This is a genomic window from Alcaligenes endophyticus, from assembly GCF_026344035.1.
GTDB lineage: Bacteria > Pseudomonadota > Gammaproteobacteria > Burkholderiales > Burkholderiaceae_B > Alcaligenes > Alcaligenes endophyticus.
The window spans coordinates 747,543-766,214 of record NZ_JAPKND010000001.1 but is presented as its reverse complement, the minus strand read 5'-3'; the positions used below and the strand labels follow the sequence as shown (position 1 = coordinate 766,214).

General features: G+C 52.7%; 18 protein-coding genes. 11 read left to right on the top strand and 7 right to left on the bottom strand.

The annotated features are described in order from the left end of the window. Nucleotides 1-23 precede the first annotated feature (23 nt). The 4 genes from OSH01_RS03490 (at nucleotide 24) to OSH01_RS03475 (ending at nucleotide 4,281) form a co-directional block, all read left to right on the top strand. A complete protein-coding gene (locus tag OSH01_RS03490) occupies nucleotides 24-848 on the top strand; it encodes an NUDIX hydrolase (protein WP_266122653.1) in 825 nt (274 codons plus the stop codon). 67 nt (nucleotides 849-915) lie between these two features. Beyond that, complete coding sequence (locus OSH01_RS03485; protein WP_266122652.1) at nucleotides 916-1,728, top strand: PhaM family polyhydroxyalkanoate granule multifunctional regulatory protein; 813 nt, start codon at nucleotides 916-918, stop codon at nucleotides 1,726-1,728. Nucleotides 1,729-1,763: 35 nt separating this feature from the next. Further along, entirely contained in the window at nucleotides 1,764-3,137 is a 1,374-nt protein-coding gene (gene glmU, locus OSH01_RS03480; RefSeq protein ID WP_266122651.1) for a bifunctional UDP-N-acetylglucosamine diphosphorylase/glucosamine-1-phosphate N-acetyltransferase GlmU, read from the top strand. 40 nt (nucleotides 3,138-3,177) lie between these two features. Beyond that, the gene (locus OSH01_RS03475; protein ID WP_266122650.1) at nucleotides 3,178-4,281 is read left to right on the top strand and encodes a glycosyltransferase family 4 protein; all 1,104 of its coding nucleotides are present in this window, start codon (nucleotides 3,178-3,180) and stop codon (nucleotides 4,279-4,281) included. Here OSH01_RS03475 and OSH01_RS03470 read toward each other — a convergent pair. Beyond that, nucleotides 4,278-4,739 carry an Lrp/AsnC family transcriptional regulator gene (locus OSH01_RS03470; RefSeq protein WP_266122649.1) on the bottom strand — a complete coding sequence of 154 codons (462 nt, stop codon included), beginning with the start codon at nucleotides 4,737-4,739 and terminating at the stop codon, nucleotides 4,278-4,280. The genes OSH01_RS03475 and OSH01_RS03470 overlap by 4 nt on opposite strands. Before the next feature lie 182 nt (nucleotides 4,740-4,921). Here OSH01_RS03470 and glmS point away from each other — a divergent pair, with 182 nt between their 5' ends. Both glmS and OSH01_RS03460 read left to right on the top strand, forming a co-directional pair. Next, nucleotides 4,922-6,754 carry a glutamine--fructose-6-phosphate transaminase (isomerizing) gene (glmS, locus tag OSH01_RS03465; protein ID WP_266122648.1) on the top strand — a complete coding sequence of 611 codons (1,833 nt, stop codon included), beginning with the start codon at nucleotides 4,922-4,924 and terminating at the stop codon, nucleotides 6,752-6,754. A 55-nt stretch (nucleotides 6,755-6,809) separates the two neighbouring features. Next, nucleotides 6,810-7,247, top strand: a complete 438-nt coding sequence (locus OSH01_RS03460; RefSeq protein ID WP_266122647.1) for an acetyltransferase — start codon at nucleotides 6,810-6,812, stop codon at nucleotides 7,245-7,247. Nucleotides 7,248-7,527: 280 nt separating this feature from the next. Here the strand turns inward: OSH01_RS03460 and OSH01_RS03455 are convergent, their stop codons facing one another. The 5 genes from OSH01_RS03455 to OSH01_RS03435 all read right to left on the bottom strand — a co-directional run bounded on the left by OSH01_RS03455 (nucleotide 7,528) and on the right by OSH01_RS03435 (nucleotide 12,101). Beyond that, nucleotides 7,528-8,295 carry an SDR family oxidoreductase gene (locus OSH01_RS03455; RefSeq protein ID WP_266122646.1) on the bottom strand — a complete coding sequence of 256 codons (768 nt, stop codon included), beginning with the start codon at nucleotides 8,293-8,295 and terminating at the stop codon, nucleotides 7,528-7,530. A gap of 175 nt (nucleotides 8,296-8,470) precedes the next feature. Next, entirely contained in the window at nucleotides 8,471-9,238 is a 768-nt protein-coding gene (locus OSH01_RS03450) for an SDR family NAD(P)-dependent oxidoreductase (protein ID WP_266122645.1), read from the bottom strand. Nucleotides 9,239-9,290: 52 nt separating this feature from the next. Further along, complete coding sequence (locus OSH01_RS03445; RefSeq protein ID WP_266122644.1) at nucleotides 9,291-10,559, bottom strand: TRAP transporter large permease; 1,269 nt, start codon at nucleotides 10,557-10,559, stop codon at nucleotides 9,291-9,293. A 3-nt stretch (nucleotides 10,560-10,562) separates the two neighbouring features. Continuing rightward, a complete protein-coding gene (locus OSH01_RS03440; protein WP_266122643.1) occupies nucleotides 10,563-11,054 on the bottom strand; it encodes a TRAP transporter small permease in 492 nt (163 codons plus the stop codon). Between the two features lie 69 nt (nucleotides 11,055-11,123). Further along, nucleotides 11,124-12,101 (bottom strand): TRAP transporter substrate-binding protein, encoded by a 978-nt coding sequence (locus OSH01_RS03435; RefSeq protein WP_266122642.1) that lies wholly within the window; start codon nucleotides 12,099-12,101, stop codon nucleotides 11,124-11,126. Between the two features lie 348 nt (nucleotides 12,102-12,449). Between OSH01_RS03435 and OSH01_RS03430 the strand changes: the two genes are divergently transcribed. The 5 genes from OSH01_RS03430 to OSH01_RS03410 all read left to right on the top strand — a co-directional run bounded on the left by OSH01_RS03430 (nucleotide 12,450) and on the right by OSH01_RS03410 (nucleotide 17,581). Then, nucleotides 12,450-13,220: a GntR family transcriptional regulator gene (locus OSH01_RS03430; RefSeq protein ID WP_266122641.1), complete on the top strand. Its 771-nt coding sequence runs from the start codon at nucleotides 12,450-12,452 to the stop codon at nucleotides 13,218-13,220. After that, nucleotides 13,217-14,119 (top strand): 3-hydroxyacyl-CoA dehydrogenase, encoded by a 903-nt coding sequence (locus OSH01_RS03425; RefSeq protein ID WP_266122640.1) that lies wholly within the window; start codon nucleotides 13,217-13,219, stop codon nucleotides 14,117-14,119. The genes OSH01_RS03430 and OSH01_RS03425 overlap by 4 nt, the downstream gene beginning before the upstream one ends. 19 nt (nucleotides 14,120-14,138) lie before the next feature. Then, on the top strand, nucleotides 14,139-15,071 hold the full coding sequence (locus tag OSH01_RS03420; RefSeq protein ID WP_266122639.1) for a BKACE family enzyme: 933 nt from the start codon (nucleotides 14,139-14,141) through the stop codon (nucleotides 15,069-15,071). A 111-nt stretch (nucleotides 15,072-15,182) separates the two neighbouring features. Next, entirely contained in the window at nucleotides 15,183-16,334 is a 1,152-nt protein-coding gene (gene lldD / locus OSH01_RS03415; protein WP_266122638.1) for an FMN-dependent L-lactate dehydrogenase LldD, read from the top strand. A gap of 284 nt (nucleotides 16,335-16,618) precedes the next feature. Further along, nucleotides 16,619-17,581, top strand: coding sequence for an OmpA family protein (locus OSH01_RS03410; protein WP_266122637.1), 963 nt, complete (start codon nucleotides 16,619-16,621; stop codon nucleotides 17,579-17,581). 30 nt (nucleotides 17,582-17,611) lie between these two features. Here OSH01_RS03410 and OSH01_RS03405 read toward each other — a convergent pair whose 3' ends face one another. Next, nucleotides 17,612-18,580: a LysR family transcriptional regulator gene (locus OSH01_RS03405; protein WP_266122636.1), complete on the bottom strand. Its 969-nt coding sequence runs from the start codon at nucleotides 18,578-18,580 to the stop codon at nucleotides 17,612-17,614. Between the last annotated feature and the right edge of the window lie 92 nt (nucleotides 18,581-18,672).

Here is an 18,672-nt window from a genome sequence, read left to right as displayed (position 1 = left end):
GCCTTCATTTACAATTAGCTCCTATGAAGCCAATTAACCCCTCCTCCCTCAAAAAGGCCATCGAGCAGCGCATTGCGTTGCTGACGCCGCAAACCCAGCAATTACCGCCGCTGGGCTCCCGTCCCGTTACTGTTGCTGGACGTGTGTCTGGTTGGGTAGGTGCCCGACCGGCTCAGCATATTGCCATGCTTGACGGTGTGGCTCTCGACGAAGAAGTGTTACGTATTGACGCATGTGCGAGTCAACATTTGTCCTTAAATCAGGTGTTAGAGCAAATTGCTCATCGTCTTGATCAAGGGGGGTTTGTGCGCAGTTGGCGGGGCGAGTTATTAGAAGTGATTGGCGAAGGCCGCACCTTAGGAGCCATTGAGCGCGGGGCGATGCGTACGCTTGGATTCTTGACCCAAGCCGTGCATGTTAATGGCTGGTCTAGCGACGGACGCATTTGGGCGGCTAAGCGAGCCGCAAGCAAGTCCTCTGATCCTAATATGTGGGACACCTTGGTGGGTGGCTTAGCAGTGGCCAATGAGTCGTTAGACCGCTCCCTGCTACGTGAAAGCTATGAAGAGGCGGGCTTAGAAGAAAGTATGCTTGTGGCGCGTGAGCCTATGCGTATGGTGGTGCGTATGCATAAACGTTTGCCTGAAGGTTATCAGGTAGAAAATGCCTTAGTGAGTGATTGCGTCCTACCAGACGGGGTCGTACCACGTAATATGGATGGTGAAGTCAGCGAGTTCCGTCTGCTTGATATGGACGAGTGGTGGGCCATGATAGAGGCAGAGCAGTTCACCTTAGAAGCACAGTTAGTCATGCTAGATAGCGTTGCACGACGCTTGAATCAATCCTAAGTTGTTTATCCAAGCAGCGCCTAGGCAAGTGCCTCAGCGTTTATTATCTGCTTTAAGGAGTGCAGTCATGAATACCAATCCATTCAATTTGCCCAACTTTGCCGCTTTAGGCGATCCCAACGAGAATCCATTGCTGCGTAGCATGGACATGATGTCGCAGGCCTGGAGAAACATGGCCACAGGAGGCTCAGCGGATATGGGGGCGGCGGTGATGGGGCAGCTTGATCCTGATGAGCTTGACCGCCGTATACGTGATATGCGAGCAGTGGAAAGTTGGCTGCAACTGAACCTGTCTATGTTAAGCGCTACTATTCAAGGCCTTGAAATCCAGCGCTCTACACTCAATACCTTGCACGAATTAGTACGCTCCACAGGACAAAAAAATCCTTTTGAAGGTTTCTTAGCAGCTCAGCCAACCAAATCCACTGCAGACGCCTCCGAGACAAGCTCAGCAGCTTCTGCCTCCGCGCCCACTGTCAGCGATAGTGGCACTACACATGATGCCAGTGCAGCCATGGCAGAAGAATCCGCCAAGGCTTTAGCGGAAGCCGGTGCGGCGGCCAAAGGTTGGTGGAATATGTTGCAGCAGCAGTTTGAGTCCTTAACCGCTGCGTCGTTAAAGCAAGCCGAAGCTCTGCGTCCTGCGGCACCCCAAGCAGTTAGCCCTGATACGACGCTAGGTGCGCGTCAGTCCCCGTTTTCTGGGACGGCAGCCACGTCCGCTGCAACTGCTCCGGTTAAGGCTTCTACCCCTAGCCCTCGTAAAGGGGTTAGCAAAACAGCTAAAACAGCCGCCAAGAAAGCGGCTAAAACCGCACCCGCTAGGAAAACGGCAGCAAAATCTGTGGCGCCTGCACGCCCGTCCGGTACGACTAAATAAGCCACACTAATTTTTACCTTGATAGGTTGTTTCACATGTTGAATATCGTCATTTTGGCCGCAGGCATGGGTAAGCGCATGCAGTCAGACCTACCAAAAGTACTGCATCCCATCGCTGGCAAGCCTATGCTTGAGCATGTATTAGGTACAGCCCAAGCGTTGTCGCCTCAGCAAGTGGTAGTGGTAGTGGGCCACGGTGCAGAGCAGGTGCAAACCCGTTATCCGGCACAAGCTGGGCTAGTGTTTGCACTGCAGAGCCCACAGCATGGTACCGGCCATGCGGTGCAACAAGCGGTGCCGGCCCTACTAGACGACGGCAGCGCGCAAGACGCCACTCTGGTGTTGTATGGCGACGTTCCTATGGTGCAAGCAGCCACCCTTGAACGCTTGCTGCAGGCCCGTGGTAACGGGGTAGCAGTGCTGACCGAATTCCTTGGCGACCCTACCGGCTACGGCCGCATTGTGCGTGGCGATGATGGCACAGTGCAACGCATCGTAGAACACAAAGATGCCAGCGAGACAGAGCGCGCTATTAACGAGGTCAATACCGGTATTCTGGTGGCGCCCACCGCTAAGCTGAAAGACTGGCTTAACCGTATTGATAACAATAATGCACAAGGTGAATATTATCTTACCGATATCATTGCTTTGGCAGTGGCTGATGGTGTGCCGGTGCAGGCAGCCCAAGCGCACGCGGCGTGGGAAACTTTGGGGGTGAATAGCCGTATCCAGCAGGCCCAGCTAGAGCGTTTATGGCAAGCGGAACTAGCCCGTCGTCAACTCGAGCAAGGCGTCACTTTAGCCGACCCTAGCCGTTTTGATCAGCGTGGCGATTTGCAATGTGGACGTGACGTATACATTGACGTGGGGTGCATATTTGAAGGCACGGTCGTATTAGGGGATGGCGTGCATGTGGGGCCGCACAGCGTTTTAAAAGATGTCGTCGTAGAGGACGGAGTGCGTATTGAAGCCTACTGTCACCTGCAACAAGCTCAGATAGGTGTAGAGGCAAAAGTGGGCCCTTATGCGCGTCTACGTCCAGGTACTCAACTAGGTGCCCAAGCGCATGTCGGAAACTTTGTCGAAATAAAAAATGCGATTTTTGGCACTGGCTCGAAAGCGAATCATTTGGCATATGTCGGTGACGCCGACATTGGTGAACGAGTCAATATTGGTGCCGGTACCATTACGTGTAATTACGACGGTGCTAACAAATACCGTACGGTCATTGAAGACGATGTGTTTATCGGTTCAGATACGCAGTTGGTCGCTCCTGTGCGCGTAGGTAAAGGGGCCACGATAGGGGCTGGTACGACGCTAACAAAGGATGCTCCGGCCGAGCAACTCACTTTGTCGCGTACGCATCAGCGATCTATCGAGGCATGGCGCCGACCGGTCAAGAAAACTTGATGCGCTCATTGGCTGTGTGTGCTAAGCATGGAACGCTAATATGCGCATTCTGATGCTAAATACCGAGCGGGGTTGGCGTGGGGGTGAACGTCAGACCCTGCTTAGTTTGCAACAGTTCCAAGCAGCGGGCCACGAGGTCACTTTGCTGGCGCGCCATGGCCATGAGCTAGCGCGGCGCGCCAACGCATCGGGAATTGCCGTTAAAACCGTGGCGGGTCCGTTTGCTGCCATGGTGTATTTGCTCAGCCACGGGCGGCGCTTTGATATTATTCACGCCCAAACAGCGGCTAGTATGTCGTGGCTGGCGGTATTGGCTCCGATCTTGGGGCCCCGAATCGTGTTTACGCGCCGCACGGCTTTTCCTGTAGATAAGGCGGGCAACGACCCGCAAGCTCTCAGACCCACCTTAAGTGCTAAAGAAAAACGTACCTTGTGGAAATGGCGGCAGGCGACGGCGCTAGTGGCCATTAGCCAGGCAGCAGCGGCTGAACCCAGACGCCTGGGTTTAGCGGTGGATATTATTGGAAGTGCCATTGATTACCAAGCGCCTAACCCTGAGCATATTGAGCAGTTACGCCAACGCTATCAATTACAACGCTATACCTATGTAGTAGGAACTGCGGCGGCCCAGACACCCGAAAAAGACCCTGCCACACTGGTCCGGGCGATCCATGCTTTATATTTACGGCGGCAGGATTTTATTTTCCTGCATTTTGGTGCATCGGGCAGCGAAACCCCCGCCTTGCAGGGTTTGATTCAGCAGTATGGCTTGCAGTCTTGTTATATATTGTGCGGTTTTCAAGAGCAAGTGCAAGACATATATCGCCTGCTAGACGTCTTTGTGCTCAGCTCTAGGCACGAGGCTTTAGGCAGTAGTGTGCTAGATGCTTTTGTGTATAAAGTGCCTGTGGTGGCTACCACTACGGGAGGCTTGCCCGAGCTGTTGGGAAAAAATCGTGGCTTAGCTTGCGCAGTAGGCGACCATATGTCTATGGCTACCGCCATCGAGCGTCTTTTAAATGAGCCTTCTTTGCGCGAACAATTACAGCATAACGCTTATGAATGGGTGCTTCGTACCCATGGTGTACAGTCAATGGCACAGCAATATTTGCGTTTGTACGAGCGCATCGTACAGCCTGCTTAAGGGATAGGATAACGGGTGTCGAATTTACTTTGATGCACGCTAAAAAAACTACGCACGTTACGTACATTGCGATGGCTGCTGAACAGTTGATGGGCTAACTCATGGTAAGCCTGCATCGTTGGAACATATAGAATCAGAATAAAGTCCGGTCCAGTTGCCACGTGATAACACTGCTGTACGGCGCTCTCTGATTGCATGCGGCGTTCAAACTCGTCCACGTGCTCAGCGCCTTGCTGATCCAGTGTCAATTCTACGATCACGGTAAGGCCCGCCTGGATCTTGCTGGGCTCTAGTAAGGCGACTTGTTTACGTATATAACCCTCTTGCTTCAGGCGTCGTACCCGACGTAAACAGGTTGGCGCCGAGACATGAACCAGCTCCGCGAGGTCTTGATTGCTGAGATCGCAGTTATCTTGCAACTGATTTAAGAGACGTTTATCGAGTTCGTCTAAAGGCATAGTGTATGCGCATCCAGTAATGTGAAATTAAATTTCAAAAAAATTAAATGGAATTATAAAAATTTCAAATTAAATTGCTATGAAATAATCATTCAAATAATAGCTATATTAGCAATAAAATTTCTTATGTTTTGCGTCAAAATAAAAAGATCTTATTTGTCTAACTTTGTGGAGACAGCCTTATGTGTGGAATCGTGGGCGCAGTAGCGCAGCGTAATATTGTTCCAGTATTGCTCGAGGGGTTAAAGCGTCTCGAATATCGAGGCTACGACTCCTGTGGCATAGCCGTACATGCAGAAGGGCAACTGCAACGGGCTCGCAGCACACAACGTGTTGCAGAGCTAGAAAAACAGTTGCAGGCCGCCCATCTGCAAGGCTTTACCGGCATTGCTCATACCCGCTGGGCAACCCATGGGGCCCCGGCCACACATAACGCTCATCCCCATTTTTCTGGTTTAGGTAAAGGCAATGCGCGTATTGCATTAGTGCACAACGGTATCATTGAAAACCATGATGAGTTGCGCACAGAGCTTCAGGCCAAAGGCTACGTATTCGAGAGCCAAACTGATACGGAAGTCATTGCGCATCTGATTGATTATTTATACGCCGGCGATTTATTTGTGGCAGTTCAACAAGCGATACAACGCTTGCGAGGCGCCTACGCTATCGCCGTACTGTGTCAACAAGAGCCTCATCGACTGATTGGTGCTCGGCATGGTTCACCTTTGGTGATTGGACTGGGTGTTAATGAAACATTTTTAGCTTCCGACGCGTTGGCCCTAGCTGGCACGACCGATCAAATTATGTATTTGGAAGATGGCGATGTGGCAGATTTGCAATTGGGCAAAGTCTGGTTGGCCGACCGCTACGGTCAATCCGTAGAGCGGCCCGTTCATACCGTGCACGTGCACACGGGCGCGGCTGACCTAGGCCCCTATCGCCATTACATGCAAAAAGAAATTTTCGAACAACCTCGTGCGGTGGGCGATACCCTTCAAGACATCAATAGTATCAACGCCGAGTTATTTGGCGATCAGGCTTATCAGGTATTTAAAACCATTGATCGTGTATTGATATTGGCCTGTGGCACCAGCTACTACGCAGGGTTAACGGCCAAGTATTGGATCGAATCCCTGGCACGTATTCCCGTCAATGTTGAAATCGCCAGTGAGTATCGGTATCGAGATAGCGTGCCCGATCCACGCACCTTGGTGGTAACTATTTCACAATCGGGTGAAACCGCGGACACCTTAGCCGCTTTAAAACATGCCCGTAGTTTGGGTATGGAGCATACCCTAACTATTTGCAATGTCGCCACCAGCGCCATGGTGCGTGAATGCAAGCTGGCGTATATCACTCGTGCAGGGGTGGAAATTGGGGTGGCGTCGACCAAAGCCTTTACCACCCAATTAACTGCCCTTTTCTTACTCACCTTAGCGCTGGCGCAGGTCAAAGAACAATTAAGTGCAGAGCAAGAAGCCGACTATTTGAAATCGTTACGCCATTTGCCTACGGCGATTGCCGCTGTGCTGGCACTAGAGCCTCAAGTCATCGATTGGGCCGATCGTTTTGCCAGTAAAGAAAATGCTCTGTTTCTAGGCCGTGGCATGCACTTTCCCATAGCAATGGAAGGTGCCTTAAAGTTGAAAGAAATCAGCTATATCCACGCCGAAGGCTATCCTGCCGGAGAACTCAAACATGGCCCTTTAGCCCTTGTTACCGAGGCGATGCCAGTAGTCACCATTGCACCTCGCGATGAATTGCTGGAAAAACTGAAATCGAACATGGAAGAAGTCCACGCCCGCGGTGGCGAGCTCTATGTGTTTGCCGACGCTGATACGCGCATCAGCAGCAGTGAAAAAATCCATGTAATCCGTATGCCCGAGCATTACGGCAAACTGTCGCCGATCTTGCACACCGTTACCCTACAACTACTCGCCTACCATGTCGCCTGCGCCCGCGGCACCGACGTCGACAAACCTCGTAATCTGGCCAAAAGCGTTACGGTGGAGTAAGAGGGGGGAAGCGGTTGTTTGTATAGTGACAAAATAGTTAGAGCTTGGATGATAAATGAAGATCGAGAGTGCAGGGAAAGCAGAGCATCAACAGCTGATCCAAATTTGGGAATCGTCGGTTCGAGCCACGCACGGCTTCTTGGCCGAGCGCGACCTCCTGGAGTTAAAGCCGCTTATCCTAGAGCAGTATTTCAATGCAGTTGATCTGAGTATTGCTAGAAGTCGTGAGGGAGAACTATTAGGATTCTGTGGCGTCAGCGATAGCAATATTGAGATGCTGTTCGTTGCGCCAAAGGCGAGAGGAAAAGGAGTGGGAGCGTCGCTTGCTAGGCATGCGATACGGACTCAGGGTGCCACTAGAGTGGATGTAAATGAGCAAAATGAGCAGGCGCTAGGATTTTATCAGTATCTAGGCTTTGAGGTGATCGGGCGCTCCCCCCTTGATGGCCAGGGCAAGCCTTATCCGCTTTTGCATATGCGTCTTAATACGTGATCCTTTATAGCCCTTATTTTTGTGATAAGAAGGTTGGGCAACTAGATTGGGAAATCCCTCATTTGAGTAACTAGGGTTACAGCTCTAAGTATTGCCTGTCATTCCAAAATGACTTGAAAATGGTACTCTATGATTTAAAGCTAGCGGTGATTGGAGTTAAACAGTCACAATAGCGCCATGAATAAAGGCCCCCTGCTAGTTCTAATTTAGCAGGAGGCCTTTATAGTCTAGGGACTAGCCTTCTAAGTTGAGCTGGCGGTCCGGGCTCAAGTGGTCTTGCTTAGCCCAGCATTCCGGTGTCGCCGCATACGGAAATTGCCTGTCCTGACACGGTCTTGCTGCGGGGGCTGGCTAGGAATACTACCTGATCGGCGATTTGCTGTGGGGTGACATAGTTACGAATCGACGTAAATGAAAATGCCTCGCGCTCTGCTTCTTCGAAGCTGGTGCCCTTTGCCTGTGCCCGTGCTTCTAGCACCCTGCGTTGACGGTCGCCGGCCACGATGCCAGGCAGGACGGCATTGACGCGGATATTGTCAGGTCCCAATTCTATGGCCATGGATTTGGTTAGGCCGATCACCCCCCACTTGGCTGCAGCATAAGGGCTACGCAGTTTGAAGCCTAGTCGACCCGCTAGAGAGGAAATATTCACGATGGACGGATTCTGGCTTTGCCGCAAGTGTGAGACGGCGCGGCCTATGGTGACGAATTGGCTGGTCAGGCAGATTGACAGGCATTGCTCAATCACGCCGACATCGAGGTCTTCAATTCGCCCAGTCGGTCCGGCGATGCCGGCGTTGTTGACTAGGCAGTCGAGCCCGCCAAGATGCTCCACCGCTGCGTCCATGAATTGGCTCAGGGCAACGCTGTTCGAGACATCGACTTTTTGCCGAAAGACGTCGTTGGGTAGCGTAGCCAGCGCGGCTTCGTCGATGTCACAGGTGGCAACTTTTGCGCCGGCCTCCAGGAAACCATCGACAATCGCGCGCCCAATGCCGCCAGCACCGGCTGTGATGATAATGCGCGCACCGTTAAGGGACAGATCCATGCAAATATTCCTTTTTTAATAACTGCGGTCCAAGCCGCCAATCGTATTGTTGATCCGTCATTGTCAGAGGCGGGCTGATCCTAGTGCGGAGTGGAATCAGAGGGCGTTCTAAGACGACGGTTGTTACTGCAAACTTGCGTTGCTACGGTACTGGTTACACACGACAATTTTTTGCTTAAAAGGTCGCCGTTGCACCACCGTCCACAACTAAAAGCTGTCCGGTCATATAGCTTGCTGAAGGCGAGCACAGGAAGACCACAGGCCCAACCATGTCTTGTGTTGTACCCCAGCGTTTTAGGGGCGTTTTGTTCACCACCTCTTGGCTAAATACCGGATCATTTTGTAGTACGGTATTGATGTCGGTTCGCGTATATCCCGGGCAGAGTGCATTAACGGTTGTACCCGAAGCCCCAAGCTCTGTTGATAGAGCACGTGTCAAGCCGATAAGAGCATGTTTGCTGGCGACGTACGATACCGCACAGGGTTTGGCCACTAGCCCCAACATAGAGGCGACATTCACCACGCGCCCCTGTGGGGAAGCGCGCAATTCCGGGGCAAACTCTCGCGTCATGATCATGGCCGCGGTCATGTTGGTACGCAGCACCTTCTCAAACTCTTCTGTATTGATCTCGTCAAGAGGCGCTCGGTCAATCATTCCGGCGTTGTTGATCACGATATCTGGTGCCCACCCCTTGGCCCGCGCCCTGTCGGCCATCGCTTTTACAGCAGTCTCGCTGGTGACATCGAACACTTCAATGATGCCTTGCTTTGGTGTGGGTAGCAGGCCCAGAGTCTCCTTGAGTGCGGCTTCGTCCCGTCCGCAAAGGATCACTCTGGCACCAGCACCACACAAGCCTATGGCTATGGCCTGACCGAGCCCCCTTGAGGCTCCAGTGACGAGTGCAGTTCGGCCTTGAAGCGAAAACAAGGTTTGTAGTGTCATCTGAACCTCTTGGGTTGTTACTTTGATAGAAGAACGATCGGGCTCATAGTAATTATCTACCCACCAGCGCCAGAGATAACCAGGGGATGAAACTGATGATCATTAACACGGCTAGCATCAGTACGACGAAAGGCAGTATTGCTCGCGTGAGTTGCGTAATGGATACGCGAGATATTTGAGATGCAATAAACAGGTTCAGTCCTACCGGGGGGGTGAACATACCCATCGCCAGGTTCACAACCATAATGATGCCGAAGTGGATCGGATCGATGCCGAATTTCAATGCGATCGGCAGCAAGATTGGCGTGAAGATCAGGATTGCCGCCGCCGCTTCGAGGAACATGCCGACAAAGAGTAGCAGCACGTTGACAAGAATGGCGAACATCCAAGGGCTTTCGATGAGGCTAAGCACCAGGTCGGAGATTTGTGCAGGGATCTGTAAGGAAAGAATGATGCGCCCATACAGCCCGGCCGTGGCGATGATGCTGACTACCACGGCAGAGGTGACCGCGGATCTGCGCAGAATGTGCGGTATTTCTTTCAGCGGCAGCTCACGGTAGATGACTGTGCCCACGATAAATGAGTAGACCACGGCGACGACTGCCGCTTCCGTGGGTGTCACGATGCCGCCGTAGATACCACCGAGAATGAGTCCGGGCATGAGCAAGGCAAGAATGGCCTTCCAGCCAGCTCGTAAAATGTCGATAAAGCTTGCTGGCTCGTCACGGGCGGTGGGGTGCTTCAGGGCATGATAATAAGCGTAAAGCATCAGCGACCCGACGACCACAAATCCCGGAAGGAAACCCGCTGCAAACATGTTACCTACGGATTGATTGGCGGCGATGGCATAGAGGATCAGTGGGATACTCGGTGGGATAATGACACCCAAGGCGCCAGACGCAGCCTGGTTGGCTGCAGCATAAGAGGCACTATAACCTTGTGAAATCATCGCCGGAATCAAGATCGCCCCGACTGCCGCAGTGGTTGCTGCGCCTGAACCTGAAATGGCGGCGAAGAAAGCCGAGGTTACGATGGCTACCATGGCCAGCCCGCCGTTCATACTGCCTACCAGCGTGCGCGAGAACTCAACCAGCCGGTGCGAGATGCCGCCGTGCTGCATGAGATCGCCTGCCAGGATGAAAAATGGGATGGCAAGTAAAGGGAATGAGTTGATGGAGCGGATCATCTCTTGCGGGACAATCAGCATTGGCATGATGTCGCCGAACCAGATAGCAGTAATGGCGGCCAGCCCGAGCGAAAAGGTGACGGGGACGCCGACTAGTAACAGTAATAGAAGTGCCCCAAAAAGTAGCATTGCCATGACCTAGTCCTTCTTTACGGTAAAGTGTTCAGCGATGATGGCGGCAGCATTGATCAGAATCATCGCTGCGCCGGCAGGCACCGCTCCGTAAAGCCAGGCCATCGATACTCGGGTGCTGGGTGCGGTCTGGGTGACCACGCGCTCGGTGATATTGAACCCCTCTTTGAGTAAGACCCAAGCAAAGATGCAAGATATCACTGCAACGAGCAAACGCAGTCCCCTCGCAAACCGACCCCCAGCGATCTCAGACAGTATGGTGACCGCGATCAGCGAACCGTGGCGATAGGCATAAGCCGCACCTAGCATAGTCAGCCAGACCATTGAGAACCGAGCGACTTCCTCGGAAAAGGTCAGTGAGTTGCCCATTACATAGCGCGCGAAGACCTGCCAGCTAATGAGCACAGTCATGACCAATAGTAGAGCGGCTAAAAGCCATCCACACAACCAGTTAATGCGATCCACGCCTTGTATCAGCTTTCGCAAAAGAACTTGCATGGGAGTTTCCTGAAATTTTGAAGTAAACAAGCCCGGTCAATTGCCGGGCTTGTGTCAAAGTGGGTGCAATTACTGCTTGAAGTTGATCGCGGCATCCACAAGATCGGTACCAACCGCACTCTTCCATTGTTCGATTACTGGTTGTACGCGCGCTTGGAAAGCGGCGGTATCGGGGCGGGTTACCACCATGCCCAGTTTTTCTAGCTTATCGATGTACTCTTGCTCAAGGCGCTGTGATGCTTCACGCTGGATCGGGGTGGCAATTTTTGCTGCTTCAAGTACCGCCGCTTGATCCTGCTCTGACAAGGAGTTGAACAATCGTGCTCCGATCATCAGAGGGGCTGGTGAGTAAACGTGTCCGGTGAGGTTCAGATACTTCTGCACTTCATAGAACTTGACGTCATAAATGGTTGGAACTGGGTTCTCCTGGCTGTCCATGACACCTTGCTGAAGTGCTGTAAAGACTTCGGTCCACGCCATAGGTGAGGCATTGGCGCCAAGAGCGGTCCAGGTATCAACCTGTACACGGCTTTCTTGAGTGCGGTGGCGGATACCTTTCAGGTCCTCTGGGGTGTTCAGAGGGCGCACGTTGTTAGTGTTGTGACGGTAACCGTTTTCCATCCAACCGATAATCTTGACACCGACTTGGTCTTCCAGCTTCTTGGATAATGCGTCGCCATGCTCACTGTCTAAGAAACCGTAAGCGTGTTCAGGCGTGGTGAAGATATAGGGGAGATCAAACAGCATGAAATCGTCAACGAAACCACCCATAGGTCCGGTTGAGGAAATGCCCATGTCGATCAGTCCAAAGCCGATGCCCTCGACAACTTCGCGCTCACCACCTAATGCATTGTCGTAATGGGGGCGAATGGTCATACGACCGTCGGTGAGCCTGCTCAGTTCCTCTCCGAATTTGAGCACGCCGACAGCGTGATGCGATTCAGCGCCCAGCGGCAAGCTGACATCAATTACCCGTGTTTCTTGTGCGGAGGCACTGCCAACCATGAGTAAGCACGCAGCAGCTGTGGCAAAAATGAAGTCTCGCATTGTTATTTTTCCTGTAGTAGTTCGTTTTAGGCTGCTAGCGACAGCCAGTCAAGTAACGCCAAAAGCGTGATCACGAGTTGTCACTATAACTTGTCATTTAAAAGTAGGTCAAGATACTTTGCTCTTCCCGAAATACGTACTTATATTTCCATAACGAGTAGCTTGCCAGATGTTCTGAGGGCCGCTATTCTTTATTTAATCGGCTCGGCAGTCCATGATATTGGGGCATCCATTCCTACGACTGGGTATGATTTGTCGATGTTCAAGTTATATTCGTAGGGTTGCCTTGACTCGTGGTAGGTTTTTGGGGCAATATTTTCGCCAATAATATCTAAATGAGATCACACTTTGAGTGACTTGATTATGCCTCCGAGCAACAACGTTCAGCATAACGGATGGGCCCGCTTGGGCCCACTCGAGCTGCAGGAAGGGGTTACTGCGCAATCGCTGGTTTATACGACACTTCGCCATGCCCTGATCAGCGGTTACTTTCGCCCAGGGGAGCAAATCAGTTTGCGGAAAGTGGCGTCGGTCCTTGAAATCAGTGTCACACCCGTGCGTGAGGCCTTGCGACAACTTGAGGGGGATGGGGGGCTTGAGGCGTATGGTGGCAACCGTGTTTTGCGCGTCCCTATCCTGACGGACGCAGAGTTGGTGGATATCCGTGATATTCGCCTTAATCTTGAGGGTTTTGCCGCAGTACAGGCTCTTAAGCAGATCGGACCTGCGCAGATGCGCGTCATCCGAAACGCCTTGAGTCTGATGGATATTGCCGCCGAAACAGGCAATATCGAGATGTATCTTGAAAATAATTGGCGCTTTCATTCGCTTATTTATCGTGCGGCTGATAGGCCCGTCCTGATGAATCAGATAGAGGGGTTGTGGCTGCGAGTCGGGCCTCTTATTCATATAGCAGTCGCGGCGCCTAAGCACTTCGACCAGTCTATGGCTAGCCATAGAGCGGCCTACAAAGCGCTGCAGGACCGTGATCCTGATGCTCTGCAGCGCGCGATTATCCAAGACATTTCCGAGGCCGCCGGCGATCTGAGAAAGACGCTGCGTAGCTGGGAAGAGCAGAAGAAACAACAAACCCGCGGCAGCGGGAGGAGCACTAAATGACACGACGTATTGCAGTAATAGGGGGCGGTCTGATTGGCCGCGCTTGGACATTGGTTTTTGCACGAGCAGGTTGCGAAGTGCGGCTGTGGGATCTCGATCCCGAGGTGCGGGCACGCGCGCTCGACGAGTTGGCTGAAACCTGCCGCCTGAGTGGTGACGACCCGTCTGCCATTGCGCAGGTGAGGGTGTGTGACGACATGGCCGCGGCGGTGGATGGGGTGGAATGGGTTCAGGAAAACGGCCCGGAAAACTTACAGATCAAACGCGAAATTTATGCTGAGCTTGATCGCCTCGCAGCGCCGGACACGATTCTTGCCTCCTCGAGCTCGGCGCTGGTCGCCTCGCTCTTTGCTGAAGGTTTGGCCGGTCGTTCACGCATCTTGGTGGCGCATCCCGTGAATCCGCCCCATCTTATTCCGGTAGTCGAGCTATGTCCCGGCCCGGATACCGCGCCAGAGGTCATGGATCGTGCTGAGGCGCTGATGCACGCCGTGGCGCAGGTACCCGTGCGCCTTACACGTGAGATTGACGGTTTTGTACTGAACCGGCTGCAAGCTGTGGTGCTTGCCGAGTCGCTCCGCCTGATAGAAGAGGGAGTCGTGACACCGGAAGGGCTAGACCACACAATTTGCCATGGATTGGGTCGGCGCTGGGCCTTACTGGGACCCATGGCAGCCATCAATCTGAACGCACCAGGAGGGGTGAAGGATTATTTGGCGCGCTATGCTCCAACTATGGCGCGACTGAGCGACGATGCCGCACGCGGCGAGGCCTTTACTGAGCGTGTCGCCGACATCCTTGCGGCGGCTATGCCCCCACCCTCACAGGTGCCAGAACTTAGCCGTCAGCGGGATGAACGTCTCGCCGCGCTGAGACGATTTTTACGCGACAACGACTGATAACAGGAGCAATGCCATCATGGCTACCAAAAATAAAGTGATCATCACCTGTGCCGTTACCGGCGCAATCCATACGCCGTCCATGTCGGAGTACCTACCGGTCACCGCCAGCGAGATTGCTGAAGCTGCGATTGGCGCGGCTGAGGCAGGAGCGGCGGTTGTGCATTTGCACGCCCGCAACCCCGAGGACGGTCGTCCAGACCAAACAGCGGAAGCCTTTCAGCCGTTTCTGGAAGAGATTAAGGGACGTTCCAATTGCGTGGTTAACATCACCACCGGCGGTGCACCTACTATGAGCATTCAGGAACGGGTTCGTCCTGCCGAGAAATGGCAGCCCGAGCTTGCGTCCCTGAACATGGGCTCGATGAACTTTGGTCTTTTCCCAATGCTTAAGCGTTTCGAGGCGCAACTGAAGCATGAGTGGGAGCGGACCTATATCGCTGACAAAGGCATTCTGTTCCACAATACTTTTGAAGATATAGAATATCTGCTTACCACGCTGGGCGCCAATGGCACGCGGTTCGAGTTTGAATGTTACGACACGGCTCACTTATATAACCTTAAGTACTTCGCAGATGCTGGGCTGGTTAAGGGGCCATTATTCATTCAGACAGTGTTCGGTCTTATGGGTGGCATTGGCGCGCACCCTGACGATGTAATGCACATGAAGCGCACCGCCGATCGCCTGTTTGGTGATAACTATCGCTGGTCGATTCTGGGGGCGGGCCGTAACCAGTTGCCGCTTGCAGCGATGTCGGCTTCCATGGGCGGTCACGTGCGCGTCGGTCTAGAAGATTCGCTCTGGGCAGGTCCTGGACGTTTGGCAACTAGCAGTGCCGAACAGGTGCGCGCAGCACGGCAAATCATTGAAGGGTTGGGCCTAGAGGTAGCTACCCCCGACGAAGCTCGCGAGATTCTCGCTCTGAAGGGCGCCGATAAGGTCGCGTTCTAAGACTACTGTTATCGCAGCAAGCATGCTTCGCCAAGGCCATGGCTCCGCACGGACCAAGGTGCTTGGCGAGCGATCCACGAGTTATCTGCAAGAACTGACAGGACATGCCAGATGATCATCTCTGCTTCCACCGATTATCGTGCCGCGGCCAAGCGCCGGTTACCCCCTTTCTTATTCCACTATATTGACGGTGGTGCTTATGCCGAGCGAACGCTCAAACGCAACGTTGATGACCTGTCGGACATCGCTCTGCGTCAGCGGGTGCTAAACGACATGAGCGAACTCGACTTGGAAACCAGACTGTTTGATGAAACCCTGTCTATGCCGGTAGCGCTATCGCCGGTGGGGTTGCTGGGCATGAGTGCCCGCAGGGGTGAAGTTCAGGCTGCCCGTGCAGCGGCTAACCATGGTATTCCGTTTACGCTATCGACGGTATCCGTGTGCCCCATTGAAGAGGTCGCCCCGGCTATCAGCCGGCCCATGTGGTTTCAACTGTATGTATTGAAAGACCGTGGTTTCATGCGCAATGCACTAGAGCGAGCGAAGGCTGCAGGCGTCACCACCTTGCTGTTCACGGTGGACATGCCGGTGCCAGGCGCCCGTTACCGCGACGCCCACTCAGGGATGAGTGGACCGTATGCCTCGGCTCGGCGCATGCTACAGGCTGTGACTCACCCACGGTGGGCGCTGGATGTGGGCCTGCTGGGTAAACCGCACGATTTGGGCAATATTTCCACCTATCGGGGCAAGCCCACGGGGCTGGAAGACTACATTGGTTGGTTGGGCAAAAACTTTGACCCCTCCATTAGCTGGAAAGATTTGGAGTGGATTCGTGAGTTCTGGGATGGCCCCATGGTGATTAAGGGGATTTTGGATCCAGACGATGCTCGCGATGCGGTTAGGTTCGGTGCTGACGGTATTATTGTGTCTAACCACGGTGGACGCCAGCTTGACGGTGTTCTGTCCAGTTGCCGCGCATTACCGCCGATTGCGGACGCGGTGAAGGGTGAACTGAAAATACTCGTAGACTCTGGCATACGCACTGGCCTAGATGTTGTGCGCATGCTAGCACTGGGTGCCGATTGCACGATGCTGGGGCGGGCCTATATTTACGCTTTAGCGACAGATGGTCAGGCTGGTGTCGCCAACCTGTTGCAACTTATTGAAAAAGAACTTCGAGTGGCCATGGTGCTTACGGGCGCCCGTACCATCAGTGATATCACATCAGACTTGTTGGTGCGTGAGTTTAAGCAGACTGGTTGAGTTGGTAAAAGCTATCTCGTCGCCCCGAGACGGTTGTTTTGTTCATCATAGTCTCCTACTTGGAGAGCCTTTATTTACCATTTGTAGAGCCCCTGCGATACCCTCAAGTCGTAAGCAGAAATGTAGCAATGGATGCAGTCTTTCCATTCATGAGCTTAACGTACCTTTTGGAAAGTATAGAGTTGAGAGAGAGTAACGTCTTTTATCATTTAACCGATTGCGCTGGCTCGCGGGTGAAGAGTATTATTTTTAGCATTTTAATTCTTGTTAGCTTTTCTAGAAATATGCTGAAAAAAACGTTTTCCTCAATGCTCTTGATGTTATTGGCTGGTGGGCTGAATAGCGTAGTAGCGGCTGATGTGAAAGGCTCAGCAGACCATCAGTTATTGGGTCGGTTTCCTGGAGCTGAGATCCGTCATTATTTGGCGAAAGATTACGATGCTGCTTATTTGCCAGCGGCTAAGATTGACGATAGGAAAGCGCCCGGCGCATTGCTTGAGTTGGAAGGCAAGGTAACGAGCATCTCTTACCGCATCCCAGGTGAACGCTCCGCCCTAGAGGTTTTTCGAAACTACGAAAAGGCACTGCAGCAAGCAGGCTTTGAAACCTTGTTCACTTGTCATGGCCCAAAAACATGTGGAACCGACATGATGTCTTTTATTGCTTTAGAAGATCGTGTCCGACCAAACTCCTTTGGGGATGCAGTCTTCGGTAGCCCAAGTGAACGCATCGTACTAGCGCGTCGCAGCGATGACGCAGGAGAGGCACACGTCTTTTTGCATGTGGTAGAGGATACTTCTAACAATAGAACCTATCTGTATCAGCAAATTATAGAAGGTACAGAGTTAGCGCTGGATGAAGTAAAAGTGCTCCAGGCCGACGAGTTGCAAACAATGCTTGAACGTCAAGGGTTTGTGGCCGTACCGGGTATTTACTTCGATACTGCTAAAGCGCAGATTAAACCAGAGTCTAGTGGGGCCTTGGCAGAAATGGCGAAGCTACTGGAGAGCAAGGGGGATCTGAAAGTGTATGTGGTAGGGCATACCGATAATCAGGGCTCTCTTGATACCAATCTAGCCTTGTCTCAGAGCAGGGCACACGCAGTGGTTGAGGCTTTACGTGCGTCCTATAGTATTGATGCGGCACGGATGAAAGCCAAAGGCGTTGCTTCTTTTTCACCGGTAGCAAGCAATGCTCAGGAAACTGGCCGAGCTCGCAATAGGCGGGTTGAGCTTGTGGTGCAGTAATTAATCAATATCTCGTAGGGGAAGCATGACTTACCCCACGGGTAAATCAAAATCGCGTGTGCTTAACCAAGGTGCCATCTGCGTTAAGCGTGACAGATGGTGCGAGCGTAGCAAGCTGGGGACGATTTCGGCGACGGTTTCTGGTAGCTTGCCTAACCTTCCGCGCCTAGAGGACACCTGAAAGCTGCGAAATAGCGGAGGCCCAGGAAGGGGAACGACATAAAAACCGTCTTTTTCAACATTTCCGCCCAGTAGACAAAGAGGGGTGCTAATAGCCCATCCCAAGCCTGCTTGAACCATTTTTAGCAAGGGGAAAGTGGCGTCGAACTCATACCTGATGGGGGCATTCACCTCTAGGCGGCGTAAATGCCGGGCAACCTGTTGGCCAATTGTTGAGCGGGCGCTATAGCGGATGAGTGGGAGCTGTTTAGCAAGAGAGTGCAGGTCTGCCGGCGCTCGATGCAGCTCGGTATCGGGTGGGAGCACCAGTACGAATGGATCGCGAAATAGGTAGATGCTTTCGTAATCCTCTTGATCCTCCATCGGGTCAGTAGTGACAATTAAGTCTACTTGGCGCTGAGTTAAAGACTCTGTCAAAGAGGGAGTCAGCCCACTCCAAGCACTGACGGAGTGCGCTCGATTTTCCAGTGCGTTAATGAGTTCAGCTCCCAGCGCGGAGGCAAAAGAATCAACAAAACCGAGCCGAATCGAACTGAGGGGTTTATGGGTATTTCCTCTGACTAAGTCAGGAAGTTGCTCGGCTTGTTTGATGAGCTCGCTCGCGGCCTGGCGTAATCTTTCCCCCGCCGGCGTGACTGCCATAGGACGACAATCTCGATCGAAAAGAGTGACTTCCAAGTCAGTCTCTAGTTGACGTATCAACTGAGAGACTGCCGACTGAGTCACATTCATTCTTTGTGCCGCAGCGGTCATGGAACCGGTCTCGCAAATCAGAATAAATGCGTAGAGCTCTCGTAGGTCGGTGGGTAAAAGACTCATATTATCAATAATGATAGGCGTAGATTGAGGAGAGGGAAGAATAGCACGGGGCTCAGTATAAGAGCGATTACAGCTAAGTATAAGTTTGCATG